Here is a 24,676-nt window from a genome sequence, read left to right on the forward strand (position 1 = left end):
TCTCGACGGACGACCGCCCTACCGCCTCGCACGCCTGTGACCGGCGCCGGACCGACACACCCTCAGTACGCGCCTTCCGGTCGCAGCACAGCGCGAACGGTCTTCCAGAGGATCAGCAAATCCAGCGTGAAGCTCCAGTTCTCGACGTAGTGCAGGTCGGTGCGCACCGACTCCTCCCAGCTGAGGTTGCTCCGGCCACTCACCTGCCACAGTCCGGTGAGTCCCGGTTTGACGAACAGACGACGCCGCGCGCCGTCGTCGCCGTAACGCGCTACCTCGCATTCCAACGGCGGCCGCGGACCTACCAGCGACATACTGCCCGACACGACATTGAACAACTGTGGCAGTTCGTCGAGCGAGTAGCGGCGAATGAACCTGCCGATCCGGGTGACCCGAGGGTCGTCGTGAATCTTGAACATGACGCCGGCGCCCTCGTCGAACGCCTCGAGCTCACGGATTCGAGCTTCCGCATCCACCACCATGCTGCGGAACTTGTACATCGTGAACACCTCGCCGTCCCGTCCGACGCGAGTCTGCTTGAACAACGCCGGACCACGACTGCCGGCGCGGATCGCCCCGCCGATGACGAGAAGAACGGGCGCGATCGCGATGACGATGACGAGAGCGAAGATTCGATCGAAGACATTCTTGATCACCCACGCCGGGCCCGAGTATGTCGGCGCACTCAACTGCATCAACGGGACTCCCGCGACGGGGGCGATGTGCAAGCGCGGACCGACGACATCCATGAGCACGGGCGCAATCAGCAGATCGGTACCGGTGCCTTCCAGCTCCCAGCTCAACCGCTCGGTGCGAGCGGGGGTCCAGCCGCTCGAGGGGAGAACCGCGATCGCCTGAAACGAATGGAGCCTGGTGATGCCGACGATGTCCTTCTCCGTGCCGATCACGGGAGTGTCGTCGATGGCGAGCGGAAGCTGTTCACCCGGTCTCACGTCGGCCAGGCAGATGGCATCCACGCGCCACCCGGCCTGCGAGATGTCCGGCGTGCGCTTGATCAATTCGAGCACTTCGTCGACGTCACCGGCGACGAGGACGGATCGCAGATAGCCTCCCGATCTCCGGCGCCTGCGCAGTGCCCGTCTCAGCACGTAGCGTCCGAGCACCGACAGCGCCGCCGCGAGCGGAAGAGCGCCGAACACCCATGAGTGGCCGTTCGCCGTACCCAGGGCGTACCCGGCGACGGCCATCACCGCGATCACCCACACGTACGCTCGTCCCACTCTGCGAAACTCCTCGGCTCCGCTGCCGAGAATGCGTGGATCCCACGCATGCGCCAACGCCAGGGACAGCATCGTAAGGACCGGAACCGCGACCGCGACCGCGAGGCTCCCGGCCCACGTCCAGAGAGGGATTTGGCGGTAGACGACCGTGACGAAGAGGTCGGCAGCGACGACGCTGACCAGATCGCTGCCCATCGCGGCCTGAGAGTACGTACGCTCCCAGGACGGCCGCGGCGAGGGGGGTTCGGGTACGGAACGACCGGGAATGGTCGGCACCCCCGCCCCCCTACGGCCATGTGCGCATTGAGATCTGATGAGTAGTTGGGTTCGCTCGGACACGCTGAGTGCCTCGAAATCGCTTCCACATTCACACATTGATCAAACCCATGCTCGGAGCCCGCCCGCCACCGCGCCGGTCCGATCACGCCGTGGAGTTGATTACTATCTTCAAAACATACTCCGCGCCTGTTATAGCTGCAATCAAATGCCTTCAATTATTATAATTGAACTAAACCGAGCTTTCGGTATGGTTTATGCGCGGCCTTTAAAGGCCTACCTCGATGGCTCCGGCCACCAGCAACTTGCCGATCTCCTCCGCCGAGACCGGGCGGCTGAACAGGAATCCTTGGGCCCGATGACATCCCATTTCCAGAAGTTGCCGGGCCGACTCCACGTTCTCCACGCCTTCCGCCACCAATTCCAGTCCGAACGACTCGGCGAGGCCGATAATCGACTTCACGATCGCCCGATCCTCCGGATTGGTATCCAGGTTCATCACGAAACCCTTGTCGATTTTCAACGTCCCCACCGGCAGTGCCTTGAGGTGGCTGAGGGAGCTGTATCCGGTGCCGAAGTCGTCGATCGCGACCTCCACGTCCATCGCATGCAGCCCTTCGAGCGCTTCACGCGTCCAGGTGAGGTCGCTGAGCACCGCGTTCTCCGTGATCTCCAGGCACAATGCGCCCTTGCGAAGGTCGAACTCCGTCAACGCGTTCGCGACGACGTCGAGAAAGTCCAGACCGGCCAACTGGCCCGGTGAGACATTGACGCGGAGATCCAGATCCAGCTCAGGCACCTGTGACCGCCAGTCGGCCCACTGCCGGCAGGCCTTCCTGATCACCCAGCGTCCGAGTTCGCCCGCCACATTCGTCGCCTCGGCGACGTCGATGAACGACCCTGGCTGCAGCAGCCCGAGCAACGGATGATTCCACCGCACCAGGGCCTCCACCCCGATGATCCGGCCGGTGCTCAGGTCGACCTCGGGCTGGTACTCGAGAAACAGCGACTCGTCCGCGATGGCCGCACGCAGACTGAGCTCGATCATGTTGCGTTTCTCGCTCTCCTCCTGCATCTCGTCCGTGAAGACGCTGATCGCGTTACCGCCCTTGGTCTTCGCAACCATGACGGCCTGGTCGGCCTGGCTGAGGAGCGAACTCGTGGTGGCCTTACCCGGACGCCCCGCCGCCACGCCGATGCTGACACTGCGGCTGACCACCTCGCGGCCGAGCCGCACCCGTTCGGTCACGACGTCGCGGATGTGCTGCGCCCGTCTCTCCGCCTCCTCGAGCCCCACCGACCCTCCGAGCACGAGCACGAATTCGTCGCCGCCCAGCCTCGAGACGAGGTCGTCGGCCTCGCTGGTCGATCTGAGCCGGTCCGCGATCGTCGAGATGAACCCGTCGCCCGCCCCGTGCCCGAAGAAGTCGTTGAGGGGTTTCAGGCGGTCCAGGTCCAGGAACAGAATGGCGACCGGCCCGGGTTCGGTCGATGCCAGGCGGGTGTCCAGGTGGTGGTAGAGGGCGCGCCGGTTGCTGAGTCCGGTGAGGGAATCGTGATCGGCCGAGTAGCGCAATTGCTCCTCTACCACGATGCGGGCCTGGACCTGGGCGAGCAGGGCGGCGATCGCCTTGAGGACGTCGAGCTCCGGCGGCGTCCAGTCACGGTCGCCGAACTTGATGAATCCGAGCGTGCCCGTCGTCGTCTCGCCGGACAGCAGCGGAACGGCGGCGAGCGACACCTGCGGCACCCCCGACGCCTCGCGGACCCGCTCGTTGTAATCCGGACCGGACACCTCCGGACGGAAGATGGCGACTTCCTTCTGGTGCTCGATCTGGGCGAAGGTCGGATCGGCATCCTTGAAGTAGACGACGCCGAGTGGGTCGGGGTCGGGGATGAAGGGCCGAAGAGGATATTCCGCGACCAGGACCGTCGCCGCGATCTCGTGGTCGGTGAACCGGAGAAAGCTGGTGTCGACCTCGAAGTGTTCCACGAGATCCTGCAGCACGCGGGTGGCCACGGCCTTGAACGAGACCGCGTCGACAGGCGTGAGCCGGGACGCCACGGTTGTCACCAGGGTCTCGAGCTTTTCGGTTTGCTTCTCGGTGTTCACGGGCCCTCCTGTCGTTACGATATCCGCCTTCGCACCCGGTCGGCGCGGCGCTCGCTCCTGACCGACGGGCCCGGCGCATGGCTGAGCCGTAACACCATGGCGAGCGCCTCACCTGCCTTCGCTCCGACGACGTCGAACAATTCTTCCCGCAGCCTCTCCAATGGTGCCGCATACTGCGGTGAGAGTTGTTCGAGTTCCGCACTTTCCACACCGTAGAGAAACACCGGCGAAATCGGCTGGACGGCGAGGCCGAGCGCCTGCGCGTGGATCCACACACTTTCGGTCGCCTCACCGCCGCGCACATAGTCCCGTGAGGTGCTGCCCGGAACCGCGACGACCGCGACAGCCGAGCTCGAGGCGATCCGGTCCGCGGTGGACTTGCCCAGCGCCTGTCCCGCGTCCTGTGCGCCGAGTCGTTCCATGACCTCGGGTCTCCGCAACAGCGCGAGCGTCGACAGTTCCGCCGAGTCGAGTTCCAGTGCGCGCACGTCGATGCCGGTGTCGACCGAATCCCGGGGTGGCCACCGCAACTCGCCGATCATCTCGCGGTGCAGGGTGGGTGTGAGGAAACGGATGCGGTCCGACTCCGCCAGAATGGCGCCGATCGCCGCGATGTCGTCCCGGTCGGTGACCAGGCAGAGGCGGGCGCCTTCGCGAGCCGCGGCCTCGGCGAGAAGGCCGGCCTGCGAGTCGTCCAACGGCCGGGGGACGCCCAGCCTGCGGTTGGTGGTCCGGTCGAGCATGTGCTCGTAGCGGTCGCTGAGTTCCCGGTCGTTGCCGCTGCCGAACGTCATCGTGGCGACGGGAAGCCCCGGACCGCGGTCGTGGACCGTCACCGCGCCGAGAAGCCCGGCGGCGGACGCGGCGATCCGGGCGTTGTGCAGCGCGGCGCCGACCGCGACACAACTGCCGCGGTACCCGACGTCCATGGCCGTCGTGTGCTCCGGGGCCAGGGAGATGGTCAGTCCCGCGTCGTCGGCCGCGATCGTCCACGGCTGGACGTTGCCGCCAGAGGGCGCGCGGGCCGCCGCATTCACGATGGCGTCGACAGTGTCCTGCGGCGGGGCCGCGGCCCGGTTCACCGGTTGCTCCGGCAGGTGTTGCGGCAGCGGTGGATCGGCGAGGGCATCGAGATGATCGTCCAGATCCATCCGGCAGCGACCCGACGCGAGCGGCTGCCCGAGCCCGATGCGCCGCACCGCCGCCGCGACCTCCGCCCCACCGAGCAGCACTTCGCCCCCGAGCTGAGGCCACGTGGTGATGGTTTCGTCCACCTCCACCAACGACGCCGCCATCGTCGCCGACAACTGTCCGGCGTCGAGAATCTGCAACACGAGCGGAATCTTGTCCCGCGAGCCGAGGCCCGCCAGCGATTCCACGTCGACGTCACCGATCACTCCGTGGAACAAGGGTCGATCGGGTTCGACGTCGAAACGCTCGACGTCCAGCAGACCCCGGTCACTGGTCGCCATCAGCACCGGCAATCCCCTGCGCCGGGCCTCCCGCCGCAGGGACACCTTGACGTCGAGGGAGTCGCATTCGTCGATCACCACGTCCGTGCCGTCCAGAAATTCGGCGACCGATTCGACGTCGACACCGTCCTTCCATAACGTCACTGTGACGTAGGGGTCGATCTCCGCGACACGGCGGGCGGCGACCACCGCCTTGTTCACGCCGAGGTCCAGAACGGTGCCGGGAACCCGGTTCAGGTTGGACAGCTCGAGCGTGTCGAAGTCCGCGAGCCGCAAGCCGCCGCACGCGCCTTCCAGCGTGAGAGCTAACGCGACGGCGTGACCGACACTCAGACCGACGATCCCGACGGTGACGTCCCTGAGGCGTTCCTGCTCCTGCGCGGTGATCTTGTTCCGATTCCGGTCCAGCCGCAACAGCCGGAACGACGTAGGACCGAGCAGACGCACCACGGTCCGTCGCCACGAGTAGTACGCCCACACCGGAGCCTCATCGAGCACATCTGAGCCCGGCGCGGGAACGAGGGAACGCAGAGCGTCCCGCTGATGGTCGAGTCGATCGACGAAGGCTACCGCGGGGTCGCGGCGGAGGCGGTCGAGTACCGCCGCGTCCCCGGAGTGGCCCTCGTCGAGCAGCAGTGCGGTGTACTCACCGTGGGTTTCGTTCACGAGACGCTCCGCATCGGCCGGACGACGTCTCCTCCCGTCCCCGTCGCGATGGCTGCCGACGGCGTCGGTCCGGACGTCGTGAGTAACAGTTGGGCCAGCTGCATGGATTCGGCGCGGCCCCTGCGCCTACTCCGATCCCACCACATCAGCCGTGTCTCGTAGCGGTCATCCGGATAGGGCACGGGAGCAATATGGTCTGCCACTACCCCACCGGTGGTTCGCCACGTGTCCAAGACGTGGGATGCGGCGGTCGCGAGCATGAACTGGACGTCGAGCAGATCCATCGAGAAGGTAGCAAAACGACCCAGTGCGCCGACGAGCTCACCGCGCCGGGCGGCGGTGTCCGACACCCATGCGCCCTTCGCCTCCACGACACCGAACGGCAGCCGGTCCTCGATCATCCGGCGGACGGCGGGAGCCCCGGGATCGTTTGCCCATTCCGTGATCGCATGCGCCTGACCAGCGTAAATGTACGGCCCCTGCGCGCGGACGCCCGCTGCGACGGAGCCGTTCGACTCGATCGCGACGAAGAAGATCGCGGTGCTGTCGCCGTCCTGAATCCGGCGGTACTCGAGCGCCTTCTCGGCGCCGTACTTGCGATAGCCCGCTACCGCTCCCTCGAGATATGCTTCCCACAGCTCGGGCTCCTCGGAGGGCCGGGCGACGACGAAGCGACACTCCGACCGTGGATCCCACACGCTCAGCGTTCGGTCAATTAGGGTGTCTGTCGACCATGCGTCGACCTGCGGACGCGACAGCTGTTCAACTGGCATTGGCTTTCCCATCGGAGTCGGTGCGGCAATTCCGGGGACTCACGGGTTACGTAAAGACCCCAAGAACTGGACACACGAACCCGGTCACAGCCCCGCGGCTACTTATTTTCCGCGTTTACACCTGATTTGTCACCTGAGATGCCACAAATGTGCTCGAAAACAAACTTCAGGTCGGTAATTGTCGACCCGAATTTAGGCGAGGGAAATGAACAGCTCGACGTTGCTCGGAGCGCGGAAGACCTCGATCTCCTCCGCGTAGGCGCGCTCGATGCGCCCTTCCTTCTCCGCCAGCTCGGCCTGAATCCACACGTCCTCGATCGGGTCGGACGACCGTCCGTCGGGCGTGAACTTGGCGAAGTAGCCGGCCGGGACACGCACCAGTACGTCACCGACCTCGAGCTGACCGAGGTCGGTACACCGATATCCGATCACGGCGGTCCACCCCAGATCCGGGACCGCGACATATACGGTGATCAGCTCGGCAGTGCCGCGTTGCTGGATGCGCTCGCGGGTGAACTTCATCAGATCGGTCGAATGCGCCGACGAACTGAGCTCCGTGCGCGGCAGAACGAGCCCCCCGAAGTCGGCGGACTCACGCTTGACGATCTCGAAACTCATTGCGGCCCCTGCATCGTGGCGGGTGGCACTATCGCCACATACAAATCGATCCCGAACGCGTGCGGGTAGAACTCGAAGTCGCCGGTGTAGGACCGTTCGATCTGCCGCGATTCCTCCGCCTCACGAATCTGCCCCCAGAGCGCGTCGAAGAGGTCGGGAAAGGTTCCGACCGAGGAGAACTTTGCATAGGTTCCCGCAGGAATCCGTGAGACCAGGTGCCCGCGCCCGACCTGATCGATCGAAGTGCACTCGTAGCCCACGATTTGCGTGTAGTACGAATTGATCTCAGGAGCGTGGTCGACATAGGCAGACGCCAGGGGCCTGTCCACGTTCTGCGCCAGCAGGGTGGACCACGTCTTTTCGAGATCCTTGTCGCGCGCTTTCCCCAGCGCCCTCTTCGGGCTGCGGACGGCCAGTCCGGCGACCAGCGTCTCTTTGCGTTCGACTATGACGAACGGCATCGGGCACCCTCCGATGTCACCGGCACATTGGGCCTGCAATGGCAATTAATGTTCGCCCGCCTTTAATTTGGGGGACGAGATATCACCATACCTCCTCCGTATCCCGCGGTCTGCGCCCTTAGTCGCGAAAACCTCTACGACTGAGAAATCGCCCATTTGACCGAGTCCCAACATGTCGCCAAATAAAAGGACAGTCATCCTTAATTCGGACTATATACATACTTCAAGTTGGTTTAGAGCCTTGCAAGACGACTCCGAGTGTGGTTAATTGGACGGATCGAGACTTCGGGTGTGACGCAACTCACGCGCAGCGGCCTCCAGGTCTCGGTGACGAGGGGAGACTGCCCGTGCGCTGCCGACTGTGCGACTCCGATCGCTTGCGAAGCGTCCTGGATCTGGGAGCGACGCCGCCGTGCGAGCTCTTCTTGACCGAACAAGGCCTGGACGCCCCCGAGACGAACTACCCGCTGCACCTACGCATCTGCGAGGACTGCCTCCTGCTTCAGATTCCGGCCCTGATCTCTCCGCAAGACACCTTCACCGACTATGCCTACTACTCGTCCTACTCGGATTCATGGGTCGAGCACGCACGCCGATTCGTCCACTCTTCGGTGGCGCGACTCGGCCTCGACGAGCGCTCGTTGATCGTCGAGGTCGCGAGCAACGACGGCTACCTGCTGCAGCACGCGGTCGACGCCGGGATCCGCTGCGTCGGAATCGAACCTTCGCACAACGTCGGTGCGGCCGCGCGTGAACGAGGAGTTCCCACTCTCACGGCATTTCTCGACGAGGAACTGGCCGCGCGCGTCCGCGCGGAGCACGGTCCGGCAGACCTCGTGGTTGCCAACAACGTGTACGCGCACATCCCCGACCTCCGCGGGTTCACTCGCGCTCTGCGTACCCTCGTTGCCGACGACGGCAGGCTGAGTATCGAGGTGCACCATGCCCTGAATCTGATCGTCCTCGCGCAATTCGACACGGTCTATCACGAACATTTCCAGTACTACACACTCCTCTCCGCGACGCGTGCGCTCGCCACGGCCGGCCTCTCGGTCGTCGACGTGGAACTACTGGAAACACACGGCGGCTCGATCCGGATCTGGGCGCGTCCCGACACTGCAGGCGCGGTGCCCACACAGCGTGTCGCCGAGGTGTTGAAGCAGGAGGAAGAAGCCGGCCTGCACGACGCCGAAGGATACGGCCGACTCGAACTGAAGGCCAGAGCCACTCGACAACAGTTACTCGGGTTCCTTCTCGCCTGCCGAGCCCAGAACAGGACCGTCGTCGGCTACGGCGCTCCCGGCAAGGGCAACACACTGCTGAACTACTGCGGAATTCGTCCCGACCTCCTCGAATACACGGTCGACCGGAATCCCTACAAGCATGGCCGTTTCACGCCGGGCACCCGGATTCCGATTCTCGACCCGAAGCAGATCGAGAAGGATCGTCCCGACGTCGTCCTCGCGCTGCCGTGGAATCTCGAAGCGGAACTGACCGAACAATTGCGATACATCACCGAGTGGGGCGGTGAGCTCGTCTTCCCGCTCCCCTCCCTACACAGCGCGACATTTCAACCCGACAGCGCGGCAAGGAGGCTCACGACATGAAGGTTGTCCTGTTCTGCGGCGGCTACGGCATGCGGATGCGTAACGACCGCAACGACGCCATCCCCAAGCCGATGCAGATGGTCGGCCCTCGGCCGCTGCTGTGGCACGTGATGCACTACTACGCCCATTTCGGGCACAAGGAGTTCATCCTCTGTCTCGGGTACGGCGCCGAGGCCATCAAAGAGTTCTTCCTCGACTACCGCGAAGCGGAGTCCAACGACTTCGTTCTTCACGCCAACAAGATCGAGCTACTGCATTCCGACATCAGCGACTGGTCCATCACGTTCGTCGACACGGGTCTGGAATCAGCGATCGGTGAACGACTGCGGCGCGTGCGGCAGCACCTGGACGGCGACGAGCATTTCCTCGCGAACTACGCGGACGTCCTGACCGACGCTCCCCTCGACGACGTGGTCGCGAAGTTCCACGAATCCGGTGCCGCGGCGTCGATGCTCGTCGTCCCGCCGCAGTCCTCGTTCCACTGCGTGAATGTGGCCGACAACGGTGAGGTCAAAGAGATCATTCCGGTCAGCCGGCTACCAGTCTGGGAGAACGGCGGGTATTTCGTCCTCAGCGACGAGATCTTCGAACTTCTCCCACCGGGTGGCGATCTGGTCGCGGATGTCTGCGAAACCCTGGCGGGCGAGGGCCGGCTGTTCGGATACCGCCACGAAGGGTTCTGGAAGCCGGCCGACACGTTCAAGGAGCGGGCGGAACTCGACGCGAACTACGCAAGGGGCATCCATCCGTGGATGGTGTGGGAGCAACCGGAGGCGGTGTCATAGCTCATGCTCGACCTCCATGCTCTGCGTGTCGCCGAGATCGCCGTTCTCGGTGCGCACTGCGACGACATCGCGATCGGTATGGGCGGGACGCTGCTGACTTTGGCGTCCATGTCGCCAGGACTCCGGGTGCGTGCCCTGGTGTTGTCGGGCGACGACTCCCGGCGAGAGATAGAGGAACGGCACGCGCTCACCGCGCTGTGCCCCGGCGCCGACCTCGAACTCGATGTCCTCGACGTTCCCGACGGCCACGCGCCCGGATACTGGGAGCCGATCAAGACTGCACTCGAGGGATTCCGGCGACGGTGCGAGCCCGACATCGTGTTCGCACCGCACCGCGGGGACGCTCACCAGGATCACCGGTTACTGGCCGAACTCGTACCGACCGTGTTTCGGGACCATCTCGTGTTGGGATACGAGATCCTCAAGTGGGAGGCGGACACCCCCCAACCCACCGTCTTCCACCCTTTGATACGTGCGGTGGCGGAGGAAAAGGCCCGGCTTCTCCTGAAGCACTACCCGTCCCAGGTCGACCGCGACTGGTTCGACCAGGAAGCATTCCTGGGTGTCACCCGGCTACGGGGTGTCCAGTGCCGCCGAATGCACGCCGAAGCCTTCGTTCTCGAGAAGGCGGCCATCCGATTCGGAAGGACCTGACATGCGAGTACTCCTCACCGGACACCGTGGCTACCTGGGCACGGTCATGGCTTCGTGTCTGCTCGGCGCCGGTCACGACGTGGTCGGGCTCGACTCGGGACTGTTCGCCGGCTGTATTCTCGGTCCCGCTCCGGTGGACGTGCCGTCGATCGATGTCGACCTGCGCGATGTGCAGCAGTCACATCTTTTCGGATTCGACGCGGTGATCCATCTCGCCGCGCTGTCGAACGACCCGCTGGGTTCACTCGCCCCCGAAATCACGTACGCCATCAACCATCACGCGTCGGTACGTCTCGCTCGACTTGCGAAAGATGCCGGAGTACAACGTTTCCTGTACGCATCGACGTGCTCGGTGTACGGCTCGGCAGGCGACGAACTCGTGACGGAGGACGCTCCCCTGCGCCCACTCACCCCGTACGCGGAGAGCAAGGTGCGCGTAGAGGAAGACGTGACCGCCCTCGCCGACTCGGGGTTCTCGCCGGTCTTTCTGCGAAACGCTACCGCGTTCGGGTTCTCGCCCTGCCTTCGCGCGGACATCGTTCTCAACAACCTCGTCGGCGTCGCGATGCTCACCGGCACTGTGCGTGTGCTGTCGGACGGCACACCATGGCGTCCGCTCGTACATGCCCGCGACATCGCCACTGCATTCTGCGCCGCACTCGTCGCGCCTGTGGACGCTGTTCACTGCCGCGCCTACAACGTGGGCACGGAGACCAACAACGTCACCGTGGCGCAGATCGCGGAAGCCGCCGCGGCGGCTGTGCCCGACTCGACCGTCGCCGTCACCGGAGAGACTGGCCCGGATCCGCGGTCGTATCGAGTCGACTTCAGCGCGATCCGGACGGCGCTCGACGGATACACACCGCAGTGGACCGTCGCCGACGGCGCGGTCGAACTGTACGAGAACTACGTGCGGTGGGGGCTCACCGAGGAACTGTTCACCACGCGATTCACCCGATTGGCTCACTTGCAGACGCTGCGGGCCTCGGGCGTGCTCGACGAGTCACTCCGGTTTCTCCGTGTCGGGGCCGGACATGGCTGACATCGGCATCTCGCGGTCGTCAGAGACACCGCAGCAGAGCCTCCCAGCTTCCCGCCGAGGCATCGCGTGGGCTCACAGCGGACACCGGGAGCGGCCACTCGATCCTCAGGCTGGGATCGTCATAGGCCACGGCGAGATCTTCGGTGGGATCGTGCCCGCGGTCGATCCGGTAACAGACGTCGCAGTCGGTGATTGCCTGGAAACCGTGGAGGAATCCCGGTGGCACGAACAGATGCGAGAAGCTGACGTCATCGAGCCTGAACGCCTGCTTCCGGCCGAAGGTCGTCGACGTCCGCCGCACGTCCACGAGCACGTCGTATATCGCTCCCCGCGCGCAACGCACGAGCTTGGCCTCGCCATCTCCCGATCTGCAGTGCATACCGCGGATCACGCCGCGCACCGATCGCGACTGCGAGTCCTGCACGAAGTCCGCGGCACGGACCGGCCGGCCCGAGCACGCCCGGCGCGCGACGGCGTCGTCGAAGATCTGCGCATCGAACGTCCGCGTGAAGAGTCCCCGCCCGTCCCGAAACGGCTCGGGAGTGAAGAGCAGGACGTCCTCGAGTTCCGTGTTTTCGACGCGCACATCACCATCGTGCCGCATCGCCGTGGGCGGGTCCGGCATTTCCGGAAGTCAGGGTGGCCACGATGATCTGCCGCGGATGTGCCGGATCCGACACGGTGCGGGTGCTCGACCTCGGGTGCACGCCTGCTGCGGACCATTTCCCGCCGGAGTGGTCGGCGATCGACTCGTGCGAGTCGGCGCATCCGCTGGCAATGGAGTTGTGCCGACGGTGCGGCCTCGCGCAACTCGCGGAGGACGACACGACGCCCGAGGAGCCGCACGGCGTCGAGCCGCTGGCGTTGAGGAAGCAGGCTGCCGACGCCGTTCGGACGGTCGCGGTGTCGGGTTTCCTCGACGGTGACACCGTACTCGAGTTCGGCAGCCCGCACGGCGGTAGCTGGCTCGGACTGCTCGCGTCGCGCGGATTCTGCCCGCCGCCCCCGGGGAGACGTGCCTCGGTCGTCCTCGACTGCTTCGGCCTCATGCACGAGGCCTGCCAGCGGTCGGCACTGCGGGAACGAGTGAACGCGACGGCAAGTGACGGTGTCCTTCTGCTCCAATTCCACTCTCTCGCTACGATAGTCACACACCGCCAGTGGAACGCGCTGCGGCACGGTCACTATGCGTACTACTCGTTGACCGCGCTGCAGCGGATGCTCACGGACGTGGGGATGAGCGTGTCGCACGCGTGGGAGTTCGACCTCTACGGCGGCACCGTCCTGATTGCCGCGCGGCACGGAGTCCGCTCGGACACATCGCACACCGTCCGCAACATCCTTGCGGCTGAAAACGCCCTGGGGGTGTGCGAGCCGCGAACACTCCGGACCCTCCAGCAGGCTGCGGACGGTCACGCCGGTGCGCTGCATACCTGGCTCGCCACGATGGCCGGTCGCGGACAACGGGTCTACGCATACGGCGCGGCGTCCCGGGCGGTGGCCCTGCTCAGCCGGGCGGGAGTCGACCATCGCGTGTTGTGCGCGGTAGCCGACGCGTCCCCCACGAAACAGGGCCGCCGGATGCCCGGCACCGACGTCCCGATCATCTCCCCTGCGCAGCTGCTCGCGGACGACCCCGACGTGGTGCTGCTGACAATCGCCGACCTGCTCCCGGAGGTGCAGTCGCAGCTTCCGGGGTTGACCGGCAAATGGGTGGTGGACATTGCCGACGGGGACCGGCCGGACGCCGATCACGCACTTGCTCATGGAGGTCAGCAGCCTGGCTGGAACACGCTCCGCACGTACCCTGCCGTCTGATAGCCGCTCTGCCACACCCAATCGGCGGTCGAGATGTCCGCCGGGCTGGCCGCCATCATGACGTCCCCACCGAAGCAGCGTTGAATGATGTACCGAGCCCGTGACACGTGTGGTGTGAACGTGACCACGATGACGCTGTTCCACCCGCCGGCGGTCGCGAGATCGCGGAACGCCTTCGCTTCCCCGGCGGTGGTCGCGGGGTCGGGATCGAAGCAGACAAGGGCAAACGCGAACTGCGCCGCGCAAAGTCGAGCGAGCCACTTGTCGGATCCACCGCTCGGATCGGACAGCACCACATTCCCGGCGAGCCCCTCGAGCGCGAGGTCGAGTCCGTACGTATACCGCTCGTGTCCGGGGCCGCCGAGGACGAGGATCGCATCGGCTCGGTGCAGCTCGTCGAGTTGGGGTTCGACATATGTCGGCACACACGCTGCCGTCGCGGTGAGAACGGCCGCAACCACGCAGATGAACATCCAGCGCAACCATCGAGCCGTCCGGCGCACCTAGCGTTCCCCTCTCACGGCTCGTGCGACGCGGCCACCGACCGAGCGGACGGCCTCCCGTATCTCCGCGAAGACGGACGGTGCGACCAGCCGAAGGGTCAGCAGGTAGGCGATCAGGAACGCGACACACTCCAGGGCGATCGCCGCGAGTCCGACTGCGATCGACCGCTGGTCCGACTGCACCACGTACCGTTCGAGCGGCGCGATCACCGCGAACGCCGCAAGCGAGGCGATCACCGGTGGGGCCATCACCCGGGCTATCTCACCGCCCGATGCCCCGACCACCGAGCGTGCGAGTCCGAGCCCGGTGATCCCCACGACGATCGCCGCCCCCGAAACCGCGAGACCGACCCCGGCGAGCCCGAGAGGTAGCAACAGCAGCAGCAACGGGACCCCGGTCAGCAAGCCCGCTGCGGTCATCCAATTCATACGGCTGGATCGGCCGGCGCCCTTCATCGCCTCCGCGCTCACCGAGTTCATCGCCACGCCGAGTCCGAAGCCCGACATCGATGCCACCGCCACTCCGGCACCGCGCCAGGGCTCGCCGAGCAGCACCACGACGGCGGGCTCACCGACGGCGACCATCAGTGCCCCGGCCGGCATCGCCACCCGCCAGATCCAGCTCAGAGCACGCAGGAAGGCGTCCTTGAACCGCTGAGAGTCGGCGGAGATACGAGCGAAGGCGGGAAACAGCACGTACGAGCAGACCTGGACGATCGCCATGCCGGGGAGCAACGCGATCCTGCGGCCGTAGCGGTAGTTGCCGAGCGCAGCCTCGCTCAGCCCGCGACCGATGATCGTCAACTCGACGACCTCCTGAGCCCTGGCGGCCGCGCCGTCCAGCAACAGCGGAAAGGAGAAGACCGCCATCTCACGCCAGAGCCGAATCGAGAACCGCCCACCGAACGGATGCCATCGGGACAGCCACCAACTCGCGACGATCCACACGAGCATCGACGAATACGAGCCGATCACCAGGGACCAGACTCCGTACCCCAGGGCGGCGAAGACAATCGAACCCGCTGCAAAGGTGATCCCGACGGCGGGATCCACGATGATCCGGCGCTTGAACTGGAAACGGCGCTGCATCAGGGCATCCGGGACGGACGTGATCGCGATCAACAACATCGACCCCGACATGGCAGCGGCCACGGTCCCGACCGCCGGGCTGTTGAATATGCGTCCGATCAATGGAGACGCCGCCAACATGACCAGGCTCATGAGGATCCCGGTGCCCAGCGTCACCCAGAACACCGTTGTGGCCGCATTTTCGACGTCGTGCTCGCGCTGAACGAGTGCCTGGGCCAACGTACCGTGGGTGACGACCACCAGAAAGGTGGTCATCACCGTGCCCGCCGCGAACACGCCGACGATCTCGGGACTCAGCAATCGCGCCAGCACCAACGTCTGCACGAACGTCACACCCTGCACGATCAGCAGACCGGCCGCTGCCATCGCCGCTCCGCGGCGCAGCTTTCCGCTCAGAGTGCCGACCGGGACGGTCTCGGGCGCCGGTACAGATCCCGAGTCATCGCGCTCGGGGGCGCGCCCGGGTGTCGACGAACCCACCGCGCCGCCATCGTTCACAGCCGACTCACGGATTCGCTACGCCGACCGATCGTGTGTTCGAGAGCAGCGGTCGCCCGTTGCTTGAGCGGATGCAGCCTGCGCATCGTCTGAGGGAAGAGGGACAACGAGCAGGCCACCAGGGCTGCGCGGAGCGTGTGCCGCTGCGCGAACGCCGCTTTCGCCTCGACACGCGCCGCGACCAGGTCTCCTTCCAGCAGAGACCGTCGAGCCTGCCGCATCGCCTGGTGATACCGCAACCGCTGCAGGTTCGTCCGTAGCGCGTCCAGGTCCTCGGCCCGGCTCGTGGAATGCACCACCGTCTGGAACGACCGTTGAATGCGCCGATCGAACGCCTCGACCCCGGCGGGGTCGCGCGATACCGAGTCCTTCCGGACCCGGCAGCGCGCGAGGCGTTCGGGGAGCATTCGCACGTCGAATCCGGAGGCGACGAGCCGCAGCCACATGACCACGTCCGCCTCGACTTCCTGTGTCGCGTGCTCGTACCCGCATACAGCACTCCACGCCTCGCGCCGAACCGCGCCCGTGTAGTAGGGGATGTACCCCGCGAGCATGTCGGTCAGCGTGAGAGGGTGCCCAGGGTGCGGTCGTGTCCGGAAGCCGATAGAGCGTAGGTATCCCTTGTGTGTGCCACCGTGGTCGTCGAACAGGAAGGCGTCACAGCCCACCGCGTCGATGCCCCGGTCGGCGGCGAGCACCGTCCCGGTGCGCGCACAGAAGTCCGGCATCAGCAGATCGTCGCTGTCGAGCACGCAGAAGTACTGTCCGCGCGCCAGCGCGGCCGCAGCCGTCACGCCCCCCTCGTATCCACGATTCTCTTGTCTCACCAGTCTGATTCGGCTGTCGGATGCGTAGGACCGGACTATCGCCGCGATCTCGTCGGAGCGTCCGTTGTCGACGACGATCAACTCCCAGTCGGTACGGGTCTGGCCGCGCACCGACTCGATCGTCTGCACCAGGTACGGCTCGGTCCGGTACGCGGTGGTCAGAAAGCTGAATGCAGGAAGGGGTCGCGACACGCTCACCGTTACCACCCCAAACCCACGTAACCTTCGCGCCGGCGCCGCTCCTCGGCGCCCGGGAGTCTGACGAGGTCGACCACCGTGTGCTGCGCGCCCGCCCGGTTGACCGCCGCCACCACCGAGGGCTCCCTGGACCCGGCGATGAGCACCTCCGCGTGGTCGAGAACTGCATCGACATCATCGGTGAGAACCTGACCGATGTGCGGCAGCAGTTCCTCGATGAATTCGCGGTTCGCACCCAACAGCCTGGACAGTGCGACATTGGCATCGCAGATCTTGACGTCGTAGCCCTTGCCGATGAGCCTCTCGGCCAGCTCGACCATCGGGCTCTCCCGCAGATCGTCCGTGCCGGGCTTGAACGACAGACCGAAGATGCCGATCCTGCGCTTACCCAATGCGATCACCTGGTCCACTGCCCGCCGCAGGTGCATCTCGTTCGACACCAGCACGTTCGCCAGCACCGGCACTTCGACGTCATGGACTCGCGCGGTATGCATCAGCGCGCGCACGTCCTTCGGCAGACACGATCCCCCGAACGCGAATCCCGGACGCAGATAGGCGGCACTGAGATTCAGTTTCGTGTCGGCGAGGAAGATGTCCATCACGGCGTGTGAGTCGAGTCCCAGAGACGCGCAGATGGCTCCGATTTCGTTGCCGAACCCCACTTTCAGGGCGTGGAAACTGTTGTCGACGTACTTGACCATCTCGGCGACCGGGATCGGAACGCGGAACCGCGGTCCACCGAGCCCGTCGTACAGACCCATGACCTGCCTCCCGCTGCGTTCGTCGCTTTCCCCGACCACCGTCTTGGGCGGATTGAGGAAGTCGCGCACACTGCTGCCTTCGCGCAGGAACTCGGGGTTGACGCAGACGCCGAAGTCGACTCCCACCCGCTTGCCCGATGCGCGTTCCAGTCGCGGGATGAGTATCTCCTCGCAGGTACCCGGAACCATGGTGCTGCGGTAGACGACGACGTGGAAACTGTCCTTGGTGGCCAGGGCGGCGCCGATCTCGTCGGTCGCACGTTCGAGATAGCGGGTGGCCAGTCCTCCCCCCGGCGCGGACGGGGTGCCGACACAGACCATCGTGACGTCGCTGTCGAGGACGGCGCGGGCGGGGTCGTCACTGACGGTGAGCAACCCTGATTCCACGACCTCGGCGATCAGCTGGCCGATCCGCTCTTCGAAGACCGGGGTCTGGCCTCGGCGCAGAAATTCGATCTTCGAGGAATTGACGTCGACCCCGACCACGGGGAAACCCCGGGATGCCAGGCATGCCGCGGAAACACATCCGACATACCCCAGCCCGAAGACGCTCAGGGCCATCCGACGCTCCGATGGACGTACATACAATTCGGTCGCGCTCATCTCAACCGCCAAAACCAGTAGGGATCTCAAGGTTTGCTAGTGCAGCGTATTCCATACTACGTCCCCGTTTTTAGCTGTGGTTCCGATCGCGCAGTTGATTGTTACTCGATTTAACGCATCCCCATCTCGCCATCTCACGGCGAGGGACCCATCGCGAACAGCAAGGGTGAGGTCTTCGGCCCACGCGCCGCGCTCGTCCATCGGGTTGAGCACGGTAGCGACCGCTACCGGCACTTCGCCGGCACAGCATCCGCCGACCAACCATGACGGCTCTCTCGATTCCAGCCGATACGACCACCAACCGAGGCCGTGCCGGGCGTCGCCCCGTACCTCGTACGGAATCAGCTCAGTGCTGGCGGCGTGGACCAGCTGGAGAATCGGCTCCCCATTTCGGCTGGCGAGGTGACCCCCGCCGACCGGTGTGACGTCCAGCGACGGCGACAGCGGCCACGACGTGCGCACCTCGTGGCGGCCTCGGCCTGCGATGAGATCGACGACGAGGACGCTGCCCCGATCCGGCGGCGCGATGAGCCACCTCCGATGCACCACCGGCTTCGAGAGTCTCCCGTAGCCGCTGTGTTCGGCATCGACGACACTGCGCTCGAGGTCGACCGACCGCACCCGTACGCGGGCATGCTCCGTCCACAGAAACGGCCCGCCGACAACCGATTGGTCCAGGCCGTCGACACACACGGTCGCGTGAGCGCGAGTGCCCCGATGAGCAGCGCGCCAGTCCGGGTGCCTGTAGTAGCTGCCGGTGCCGGGATCGCCGATGACGTCCTCACCGTCGATGCTCAACGTCACTGCGAGGGCGTCGGCGTGCCCGTGTGCGGCGAGCGAGAGGTATCCCAGCGGGCCGACGTCCATAGTCAGCCGCCGCGCTCCGGCGCGCAGCACCACCAGGCCTCCGTCCGGAGCGAAGAAGCTGCGAGGACCGGGTTCTGGGACGGCCTCCGATCCGGAAACAGGTTCTGTGCGAGCGTAGTTCATCCAGGCCCCCGACAGCGTCGTGCCGCCCACCCGGCGTGCCGACGCGTTGCGGGTCACCGCGGCGACCGTGCCGAGATGATCTCGGACCGTGCGCACCGGCTCGGCGCCGAGCCGGAGCGCGAAACCCTCGTCGTCGTCTCCGTAGCGTGGCGCCGGGTCACGATCACCGACGAGTGCTGCGATGAAGTCCGCGCTCCGGTCGACGGCGGCGATCAACTCCGGCGGTGGTCGACCGTCACGGAGCGTCAGCAATGCGGCCACGGTGAGCAGCAGTTCCGACGTGAAGACCTGGTATCCCACCGACTGCTCGGCGCCTGCGCCGTCGGGCAAGATCTGCCGGGCCGCCTCGGCGGACAGCACACGGATCGCGTCCTTCTCCCAGGACTCGGCGCGGGCCAGCTCCGGCAGAAGAATCGCCACTGTGGCGACGCCGGCCATTTCCCCGACGAGGTGGTTGTTGGCCGAGCTGAACTGCGAACGCTCGTCCCAGCAACGACGGGCAGACTCGGCGAGCAGACGGACGACAGCCCGGAACCTCGTGGTCGTCAACCCGGGCGAATCCCGCAGCCCCTGTAGTGCCACCGCGATCGAGATCGAGCGCACGCCCGCCTCGAATGCACCACGCCATCCGATGCCGAGGCCCGGTGGATTCTGTTCGATCCACGAGTCGAGTTGACGAAACGCCGCGTCACTGAATCGCTCCTCACCGGTGAACAACCACGCCTCGGCGAGCCAGGGCAGATGCTGGAGTCGATTGAGCTCCCAGATCCACTTCGGATCACCGTCCGCCGTGCGGTGGTTGATTCGGGATGCGGGCACGACGGGCCAGCCCACTTTCGAAAGCGGGTCGTAATGCCAGTCGATCGGCTCCGGCAGCGTCACTTCGGGGTGACCGAAGTACGAAAATCGCCCGCAGGCCACACGCTCGGCGGCCGCGATCACCTGCCCGACCGCGGCCGGATGTGCACGGGCGATGTCGGCGGCCCGGTCGCGGTCCAGAAGTGCCGGACGGCCGACGCATTCCCGGAATCTCGCCAATGCGGCGTCCCAGTCCGGTTCCGGCGTCCCCAGCAACTCGGAGTCGGTCGTCTCGCCGCGCCCGCTGCGCGGAAGCAGGCTCCGACCGGCCCGACTCGCACGCCACGCCACCTCGCGCGGTCCCATCGTCTGCAATCGGCGTACGCGCCAGAGGAGTTGACTCACGGCGTCCTCCTTGCGAATACGAGAACCTCGTGCGGCACGTGACAAGGTGCCGTCGGGCGTGTCAAGCTGACTCGGTGCCCGGCATTCTCGCCTTCCGGCGGTTCGGCCGCTTCCGATTCGCCCTGACGGCGGCCATTACAGCCGTCGGACTGATCGCCGCGTGCTCTACGCCCGTCGGAGAACCTCCGGCGCCGGCGCCTGTGCCCGCGCCCGGCGATCCGCACTCCCTCACGTTCCCCAGGACGGCAACGTATTTCCTCAATCAGCAGGAACTTCCGTCCGTCGACGAGCTCGCCCGATATGACGTGGTAGTCATCGACAACGAATGGGCGAACCGGAAGCCGCGCGAGTACTTCGACGAACTCCGTCACGCGAACCCGCGCCTCCGGTTGTTCGCCTACGTGAATGTGGTCGACCATCCCGATCAACTCGGCTCGGAGGCCTACTGGGCCAACCGATACGCGTTGTGGCAGTACGACCAGAACGGCGAAAGTGCGTTCCCGGATTCCTGGCTGGCGCACACCATGGACGGCGCGCCGGTCAGCGAGTGGCCGGAGTCGACGATGACCAACCTCACCGACCAGGCGCCACGGATCAACGGCCAGGTCTTTGCCGAGTACGCCGCGAACTGGGTGGTCGACGACGTCTGGTCTGCGGGGGTGTGGGACGGTATCTTCCTCGACGTCTGGGGCGACCGGATCTACAGTGCGAACCGAGATCACTGGGACATCGATTCCGATGGCACCGACGAACCGGACGACGCGATCTACGGGTTCGGAAACCCCTGGGAGCGTGGCGTGAACCTGGCCGAACAGATCATCCGGCGACGAATTCCGGACGCCATCCTGATCGCGAACGGAGACCGGACGCTGCTGGCGCAACAACTGGATGGCCGGGCGTGGGAGAAATTCGCAGACCCCCGCGCCGACCGGAATCCTATGTTCGACATCGAGCAGTATGCCAGTCTGACTGCCGAGGGGGACCATCGCATGCCCGGCCTGGCGATGACGATCGACAGGCTCGGTCCCGCACCGCATTCGGCACCGGACTTCCAGCGTGCCCGGTACTTCCTGGCGGCGACGTTGCTCCAGGACGGATTCTGGGCCCCGATGGGCGCCGACTACGACGAGCCGGCCTACTTCGACGAGATGGACGGTGGCGGACTCGGCCCGGGGTACCTCGGGCATCCCCTGGTGGCCAACCCGTCGCCGGCCGCCCTGAACGATCCGTATGCGGACGGGGTCGGGTCGCTGGGCCACGGCCTCTTCCGTCGCGACTTCGAGCACGGCATCGTCCTGCTGAACACCGATGGCAAAGCCCGGGAAGTGCAGCTCGAGACACCCTTTCGGCGACTTCACGGCAGCCTGGATCCGAGCACCAACAACGGGGCCACCGTCACGTCGGTGACCCTCCAGCCGAGCGACGGTCTCGTGCTCTTGCGCGAGAACCCGTAACCGCATCCGGTCTCTCATCGCATCACCCGCTCGACCGCGAAGAGCCGCGCGTAGAAGTCGATGAGTGCCCGGCGCGACGTCTCCCACGACAGCTGCTGCTCCACCCGAGCCCGGCCCAGTTCGCCCATCCTGTGACGTTTCCGGGAGTCCCGTAACAGCTCGTCGATCCCAGCCGCGAAGGCCGATTCGTCATTGGCCGGGGCGTAGACAGCGGACTCCCCCGCCGATACTCGCGACTCGACGAGTTCGAACGAGACGAGTGGCCGCCCCATCGCCATGTACTCGACGACCTTGTTCATCGTCGACACATCGTTCAACGGGTTTCGTGGGTCAGGCGCAAGACAGACGTCGGCGGTCGACAGACACCGCTGCACGAACTCGTCGGGGACCCGGCCGGTGAATTCGACCGTGTCCGTGAGCCCGAGCTTCTCGCTGAGGGCGACCATGTCTTCGAAGGCGTCCCCCGCGCCCATGAATATGCAGTGGAGGTCGTCCCGGCCGAGGCCGTCCCGCAGGTGAGCGAGGGCGCGTAACGCATAGTCGACGCCGTCCTGCGGACCCATCACCCCCAGGTATGCCGCGAGATACCGCTTGCCGCGCCGCAGGCTCGGATCGGGGTCTCGGCGGACGAATCGACTCAGATCGGGCGCACTCCGGACGACGGTAACCCGCTCCGGCGCCAGATGACCGCGCTCGAGTGCAACCCGCCGATAGCTCTCGTTCGTCGAGATGACGGCGTCGGCAGTGGCCAGTGTGAGCCGTTCCAGGAGTCTGGTCGCCCAGTAGAGGACCTGGCCGCCTCGGGGAAACCGGGACAGGAAGAGTTCGGGCACGAGATCGTGGTGGTCGAACACGAACTTGGCGCCGACCGGGCGAAGCAGCGCAGCGACGAGGAACAGCAGGTCGGGCGGATTGCAGGCGTGGACGGCATCGACCCGATCTTCTCGGCGCACCCGAAGAGCGAGCCGCGTGGTGTGCCACAACGCCAGCCCGTACTCCCGCAGATAGCCCAACGGCCCACCCTCCGCGGCACGCAGGGGGTAGCGGAGAATACGGACCCCGTCGATCGTGACGTCCGGCTCCCTGTCCTGGGTGGTCCCCATCGGGCAGATCACTGTGACGCGATAGCCGGCCTCCACCAACGCAGTGCTCTCCTGCCACACCCGGCGGTCGAACGGTACCGAAAGGTTCTCTACCAGAATCAGAATGTGCCGACTCATCACACCTCCACCACTTCGGTGAGCAGACGCTCGAATCCTCGCGCCGTGTCTTCGATCCGGTACTGCTGTTCCACCCGTGCACGCCCCGACAACCCCTGCCGGGTGCGCAGCCCCGGGTCCGCGGCCAGGGCGAGGAGCCGCTGCGCCATCGCATGCGCATCTCCGACCGGCACCACGTAGCCCTGTTCACCATCGGTGACCATGTCTCGCAGGCAACCGCAGTCGGTGACCACGAGCGGCACGCCCGCGGCCATGGATTCGATCGCGATGATCGGCACTCCCTCGTGCACCGACGACAGACAGGACACGTCGAGTCCCGGCAGGAGTTGTCGCACGTCCCGTCGAACGCCCATGAAGCGTGTGCGGCCGGCAATCCCGAGTTCATCCGCAAGAGTGCGTAACTCGGCCTCACGTTCGCCGCCGCCGATCACGACCAGCCGCACCCGCACATCAGACTCCGCCACCGAAGAAATCGCTTCGAAGAGCATCTGGTGCGCCTTCTGATCGCTGAGGCGACCGACGATACCGACGACGAAGTCCCGCGGGTCGAGACCGAATGCGGCCCTGGCAAGCTCGGAGTCGGTGTTTCGCGGCAGCGGAGGCAGCACGATCCCGTTCGGAATCACCACCTCGCGTGTGCGTCGCCAGGCGAAGCGCCCAACACCCTCTTCCCGGCGGAGGTACTCGCCTTGTCGAGGGGCGAGCAGGACGAGCGCGTCGGACAGCCACAGCGTTTCCACCGTGGAGCGCGGCAGGCAGCGCTTGCCGACCGACGTCAGGTCCATGTCGTGGGCGGCGACGATGTTGGCACGCGCTCCCGCCAGCCTTGCCGCAATTCGCCCCAGCGCCAGTGCCGCTCGATGATGATGAGTGACCAGTACCACGTCCGTGCGATCGCGTCGCAGGCTGCGGATCAACCGTGGCAGGGTTCGAACGTCGTAGCGCCCCGTACGCCCCAGCACTTCGACCTCGAATCCCGCCCTCCGGAACTCCTCGCCGAGGGGCCCGGCCTCGCGCAGACAGATCAGACGTGGTCGTACGACCCGTGGATCGAAGTTCCGGAACAGTTCCAGCATCAGGAGTTCGACACCCCCGACGAACGTCAAGTCCAACACCAGACTGAGCCGGATCGGCCTCGTCGAACGAGGTGGGAGTCGCCCCGCCACCTCCTCGAGCGCGAGTTCGCTCTCGGCGACGCTTGTGCGCAGGCTGAACTCGGACTCGACTCGCGTCCGCGCCGCGAGGCCCATTTCCCGGGATTTCTCGGGCTCCGACAGCACTCGGAGCAGCTTCTCGGCGAGCGCATGCGGCGAACGCGGGGCACGAGAAATCCGGTCACCCCCTCCGTAATCATCTCCGGCACGCCGCCCACCGCGGTACAGACCGCCGGCCGACCCGCGGCCATTGCCTCGAGCAGCGCCATCGGAAAACATTCCACGCTGTACGAGCTCAGGACGAAGACGTCCATCCCTCCGAGCAAATCTTTCACGTCGTGACGAGAACCGGTGAAGACCACATGGTCCGCGATGCCCAGCTCACTGGCCAGCTGTTCCAGCTCGCCTCTCATCGGCCCGTCTCCGACCACCAGGAACTTTGCGGCCGGCAGCTCGTCGATGACCAGCCGTGCCGCGTGCAGCAGCGTGGCGTGGTCCTTCTCGGGCCGCAGCGCGGCAAGAATCCCCACCACTCGGTCGAGCGGCCCGATCCCGAACTCCGCGATCGCCGCCCGATCTCCACTCGGATCGAATGCTGCGGGATCCACCCCGTTGTGGATTATTCGGATCTTGCCCGGCGGGATGTGTAG

21 protein-coding genes and 1 pseudogene are annotated in these 24,676 nt (G+C 65.8%); 7 read left to right on the forward strand and 15 right to left on the reverse strand.

Annotated features, from left to right (window positions below):
* Positions 1–62: 62 nt before the first annotated feature.
* From BLV94_RS15655 to BLV94_RS15680, 6 genes are all read right to left on the reverse strand, one after another.
* Entirely contained in the window at positions 63–1,436 is a 1,374-nt protein-coding gene (locus BLV94_RS15655) for a sugar transferase (protein ID WP_244163601.1), read from the reverse strand.
* Positions 1,437–1,785: 349 nt separating this feature from the next.
* Positions 1,786–3,630, reverse strand: a complete 1,845-nt coding sequence (locus BLV94_RS15660) for a putative bifunctional diguanylate cyclase/phosphodiesterase (protein WP_072940949.1) — start codon at positions 3,628–3,630, stop codon at positions 1,786–1,788.
* A 14-nt stretch (positions 3,631–3,644) separates the two neighbouring features.
* On the reverse strand, positions 3,645–5,768 hold the full coding sequence (locus BLV94_RS15665; protein WP_072940950.1) for an Rv1355c family protein: 2,124 nt from the start codon (positions 5,766–5,768) through the stop codon (positions 3,645–3,647).
* The gene (locus tag BLV94_RS15670; RefSeq protein ID WP_072940951.1) at positions 5,765–6,541 is read right to left on the reverse strand and encodes a hypothetical protein; all 777 of its coding nucleotides are present in this window, start codon (positions 6,539–6,541) and stop codon (positions 5,765–5,767) included. The genes BLV94_RS15665 and BLV94_RS15670 overlap by 4 nt, the downstream gene beginning before the upstream one ends.
* A gap of 192 nt (positions 6,542–6,733) precedes the next feature.
* Positions 6,734–7,159 (reverse strand): hypothetical protein, encoded by a 426-nt coding sequence (locus BLV94_RS15675; RefSeq protein ID WP_072940952.1) that lies wholly within the window; start codon positions 7,157–7,159, stop codon positions 6,734–6,736.
* A complete protein-coding gene (locus tag BLV94_RS15680) occupies positions 7,156–7,620 on the reverse strand; it encodes a GyrI-like domain-containing protein (RefSeq protein WP_072940954.1) in 465 nt (154 codons plus the stop codon). Before BLV94_RS15680 ends, BLV94_RS15675 begins: the two co-directional genes overlap by 4 nt.
* Before the next feature lie 347 nt (positions 7,621–7,967).
* Here BLV94_RS15680 and BLV94_RS15685 point away from each other — a divergent pair, with 347 nt between their 5' ends.
* From BLV94_RS15685 to BLV94_RS15700, 4 genes are read left to right on the forward strand one after another with little or no spacing between them, the layout of a single operon-like run.
* Positions 7,968–9,227: a class I SAM-dependent methyltransferase gene (locus BLV94_RS15685; protein WP_072940955.1), complete on the forward strand. Its 1,260-nt coding sequence runs from the start codon at positions 7,968–7,970 to the stop codon at positions 9,225–9,227.
* The gene (locus BLV94_RS15690) at positions 9,224–10,012 is read left to right on the forward strand and encodes a glycosyltransferase family protein (protein ID WP_072940957.1); all 789 of its coding nucleotides are present in this window, start codon (positions 9,224–9,226) and stop codon (positions 10,010–10,012) included. The genes BLV94_RS15685 and BLV94_RS15690 overlap by 4 nt, the downstream gene beginning before the upstream one ends.
* Positions 10,013–10,015: 3 nt before the next feature.
* The gene (locus BLV94_RS15695) at positions 10,016–10,666 is read left to right on the forward strand and encodes a PIG-L deacetylase family protein (protein WP_072940958.1); all 651 of its coding nucleotides are present in this window, start codon (positions 10,016–10,018) and stop codon (positions 10,664–10,666) included.
* Position 10,667: 1 nt separating this feature from the next.
* A complete protein-coding gene (locus BLV94_RS15700; RefSeq protein WP_072940960.1) occupies positions 10,668–11,708 on the forward strand; it encodes an NAD-dependent epimerase/dehydratase family protein in 1,041 nt (346 codons plus the stop codon).
* Positions 11,709–11,727: 19 nt separating this feature from the next.
* Here the strand turns inward: BLV94_RS15700 and BLV94_RS15705 are convergent, their stop codons facing one another.
* Positions 11,728–12,294 carry a dTDP-4-dehydrorhamnose 3,5-epimerase family protein gene (locus tag BLV94_RS15705; protein WP_072941205.1) on the reverse strand — a complete coding sequence of 189 codons (567 nt, stop codon included), beginning with the start codon at positions 12,292–12,294 and terminating at the stop codon, positions 11,728–11,730.
* Positions 12,295–12,356: 62 nt separating this feature from the next.
* Between BLV94_RS15705 and BLV94_RS15710 the strand changes: the two genes are divergently transcribed.
* Positions 12,357–13,526: a transferase gene (locus BLV94_RS15710; protein WP_083395914.1), complete on the forward strand. Its 1,170-nt coding sequence runs from the start codon at positions 12,357–12,359 to the stop codon at positions 13,524–13,526.
* Here BLV94_RS15710 and BLV94_RS15715 read toward each other — a convergent pair.
* The 5 genes from BLV94_RS15715 to BLV94_RS15735 all read right to left on the reverse strand — a co-directional run bounded on the left by BLV94_RS15715 (position 13,481) and on the right by BLV94_RS15735 (position 20,198).
* Complete coding sequence (locus BLV94_RS15715; protein ID WP_241031528.1) at positions 13,481–14,029, reverse strand: YdcF family protein; 549 nt, start codon at positions 14,027–14,029, stop codon at positions 13,481–13,483. The genes BLV94_RS15710 and BLV94_RS15715 overlap by 46 nt on opposite strands.
* Positions 14,030–15,484: an oligosaccharide flippase family protein gene (locus tag BLV94_RS15720; RefSeq protein WP_072941208.1), complete on the reverse strand. Its 1,455-nt coding sequence runs from the start codon at positions 15,482–15,484 to the stop codon at positions 14,030–14,032.
* 128 nt (positions 15,485–15,612) lie between these two features.
* Positions 15,613–16,641: a glycosyltransferase family A protein gene (locus tag BLV94_RS15725; RefSeq protein ID WP_072940965.1), complete on the reverse strand. Its 1,029-nt coding sequence runs from the start codon at positions 16,639–16,641 to the stop codon at positions 15,613–15,615.
* A gap of 2 nt (positions 16,642–16,643) precedes the next feature.
* The gene (locus BLV94_RS15730; RefSeq protein ID WP_072940966.1) at positions 16,644–17,963 is read right to left on the reverse strand and encodes a nucleotide sugar dehydrogenase; all 1,320 of its coding nucleotides are present in this window, start codon (positions 17,961–17,963) and stop codon (positions 16,644–16,646) included.
* A 78-nt stretch (positions 17,964–18,041) separates the two neighbouring features.
* Entirely contained in the window at positions 18,042–20,198 is a 2,157-nt protein-coding gene (locus BLV94_RS15735) for a heparinase II/III family protein (RefSeq protein WP_244163602.1), read from the reverse strand.
* A gap of 74 nt (positions 20,199–20,272) precedes the next feature.
* On the opposite strand from BLV94_RS15735, the gene BLV94_RS15740 reads away from it, so the two are divergent.
* Positions 20,273–21,652, forward strand: coding sequence for a putative glycoside hydrolase (locus BLV94_RS15740; protein ID WP_072940972.1), 1,380 nt, complete (start codon positions 20,273–20,275; stop codon positions 21,650–21,652).
* Between the two features lie 14 nt (positions 21,653–21,666).
* Here the strand turns inward: BLV94_RS15740 and BLV94_RS15745 are convergent, their stop codons facing one another.
* From BLV94_RS15745 to BLV94_RS50890, 3 genes and pseudogenes are all read right to left on the reverse strand, one after another.
* Positions 21,667–22,872 (reverse strand): glycosyltransferase family 4 protein, encoded by a 1,206-nt coding sequence (locus BLV94_RS15745; protein WP_072940975.1) that lies wholly within the window; start codon positions 22,870–22,872, stop codon positions 21,667–21,669.
* Entirely contained in the window at positions 22,872–24,152 is a 1,281-nt protein-coding gene (locus tag BLV94_RS50885; RefSeq protein ID WP_244163603.1) for a glycosyltransferase, read from the reverse strand. The genes BLV94_RS15745 and BLV94_RS50885 overlap by 1 nt, the downstream gene beginning before the upstream one ends.
* Positions 24,153–24,247: 95 nt before the next feature.
* Positions 24,248–24,508: pseudogene (locus BLV94_RS50890) on the reverse strand (glycosyltransferase); the annotation flags it as partial.
* On the opposite strand from BLV94_RS50890, the gene BLV94_RS50895 reads away from it, so the two are divergent.
* On the forward strand, positions 24,389–24,676 hold the full coding sequence (locus tag BLV94_RS50895) for a hypothetical protein (RefSeq protein WP_244163881.1): 288 nt from the start codon (positions 24,389–24,391) through the stop codon (positions 24,674–24,676). The pseudogene BLV94_RS50890 and the gene BLV94_RS50895 overlap by 120 nt on opposite strands.

The organism is Rhodococcus koreensis (assembly GCF_900105905.1).
GTDB classification, from domain to species: domain Bacteria; phylum Actinomycetota; class Actinomycetes; order Mycobacteriales; family Mycobacteriaceae; genus Rhodococcus_F; species Rhodococcus_F koreensis.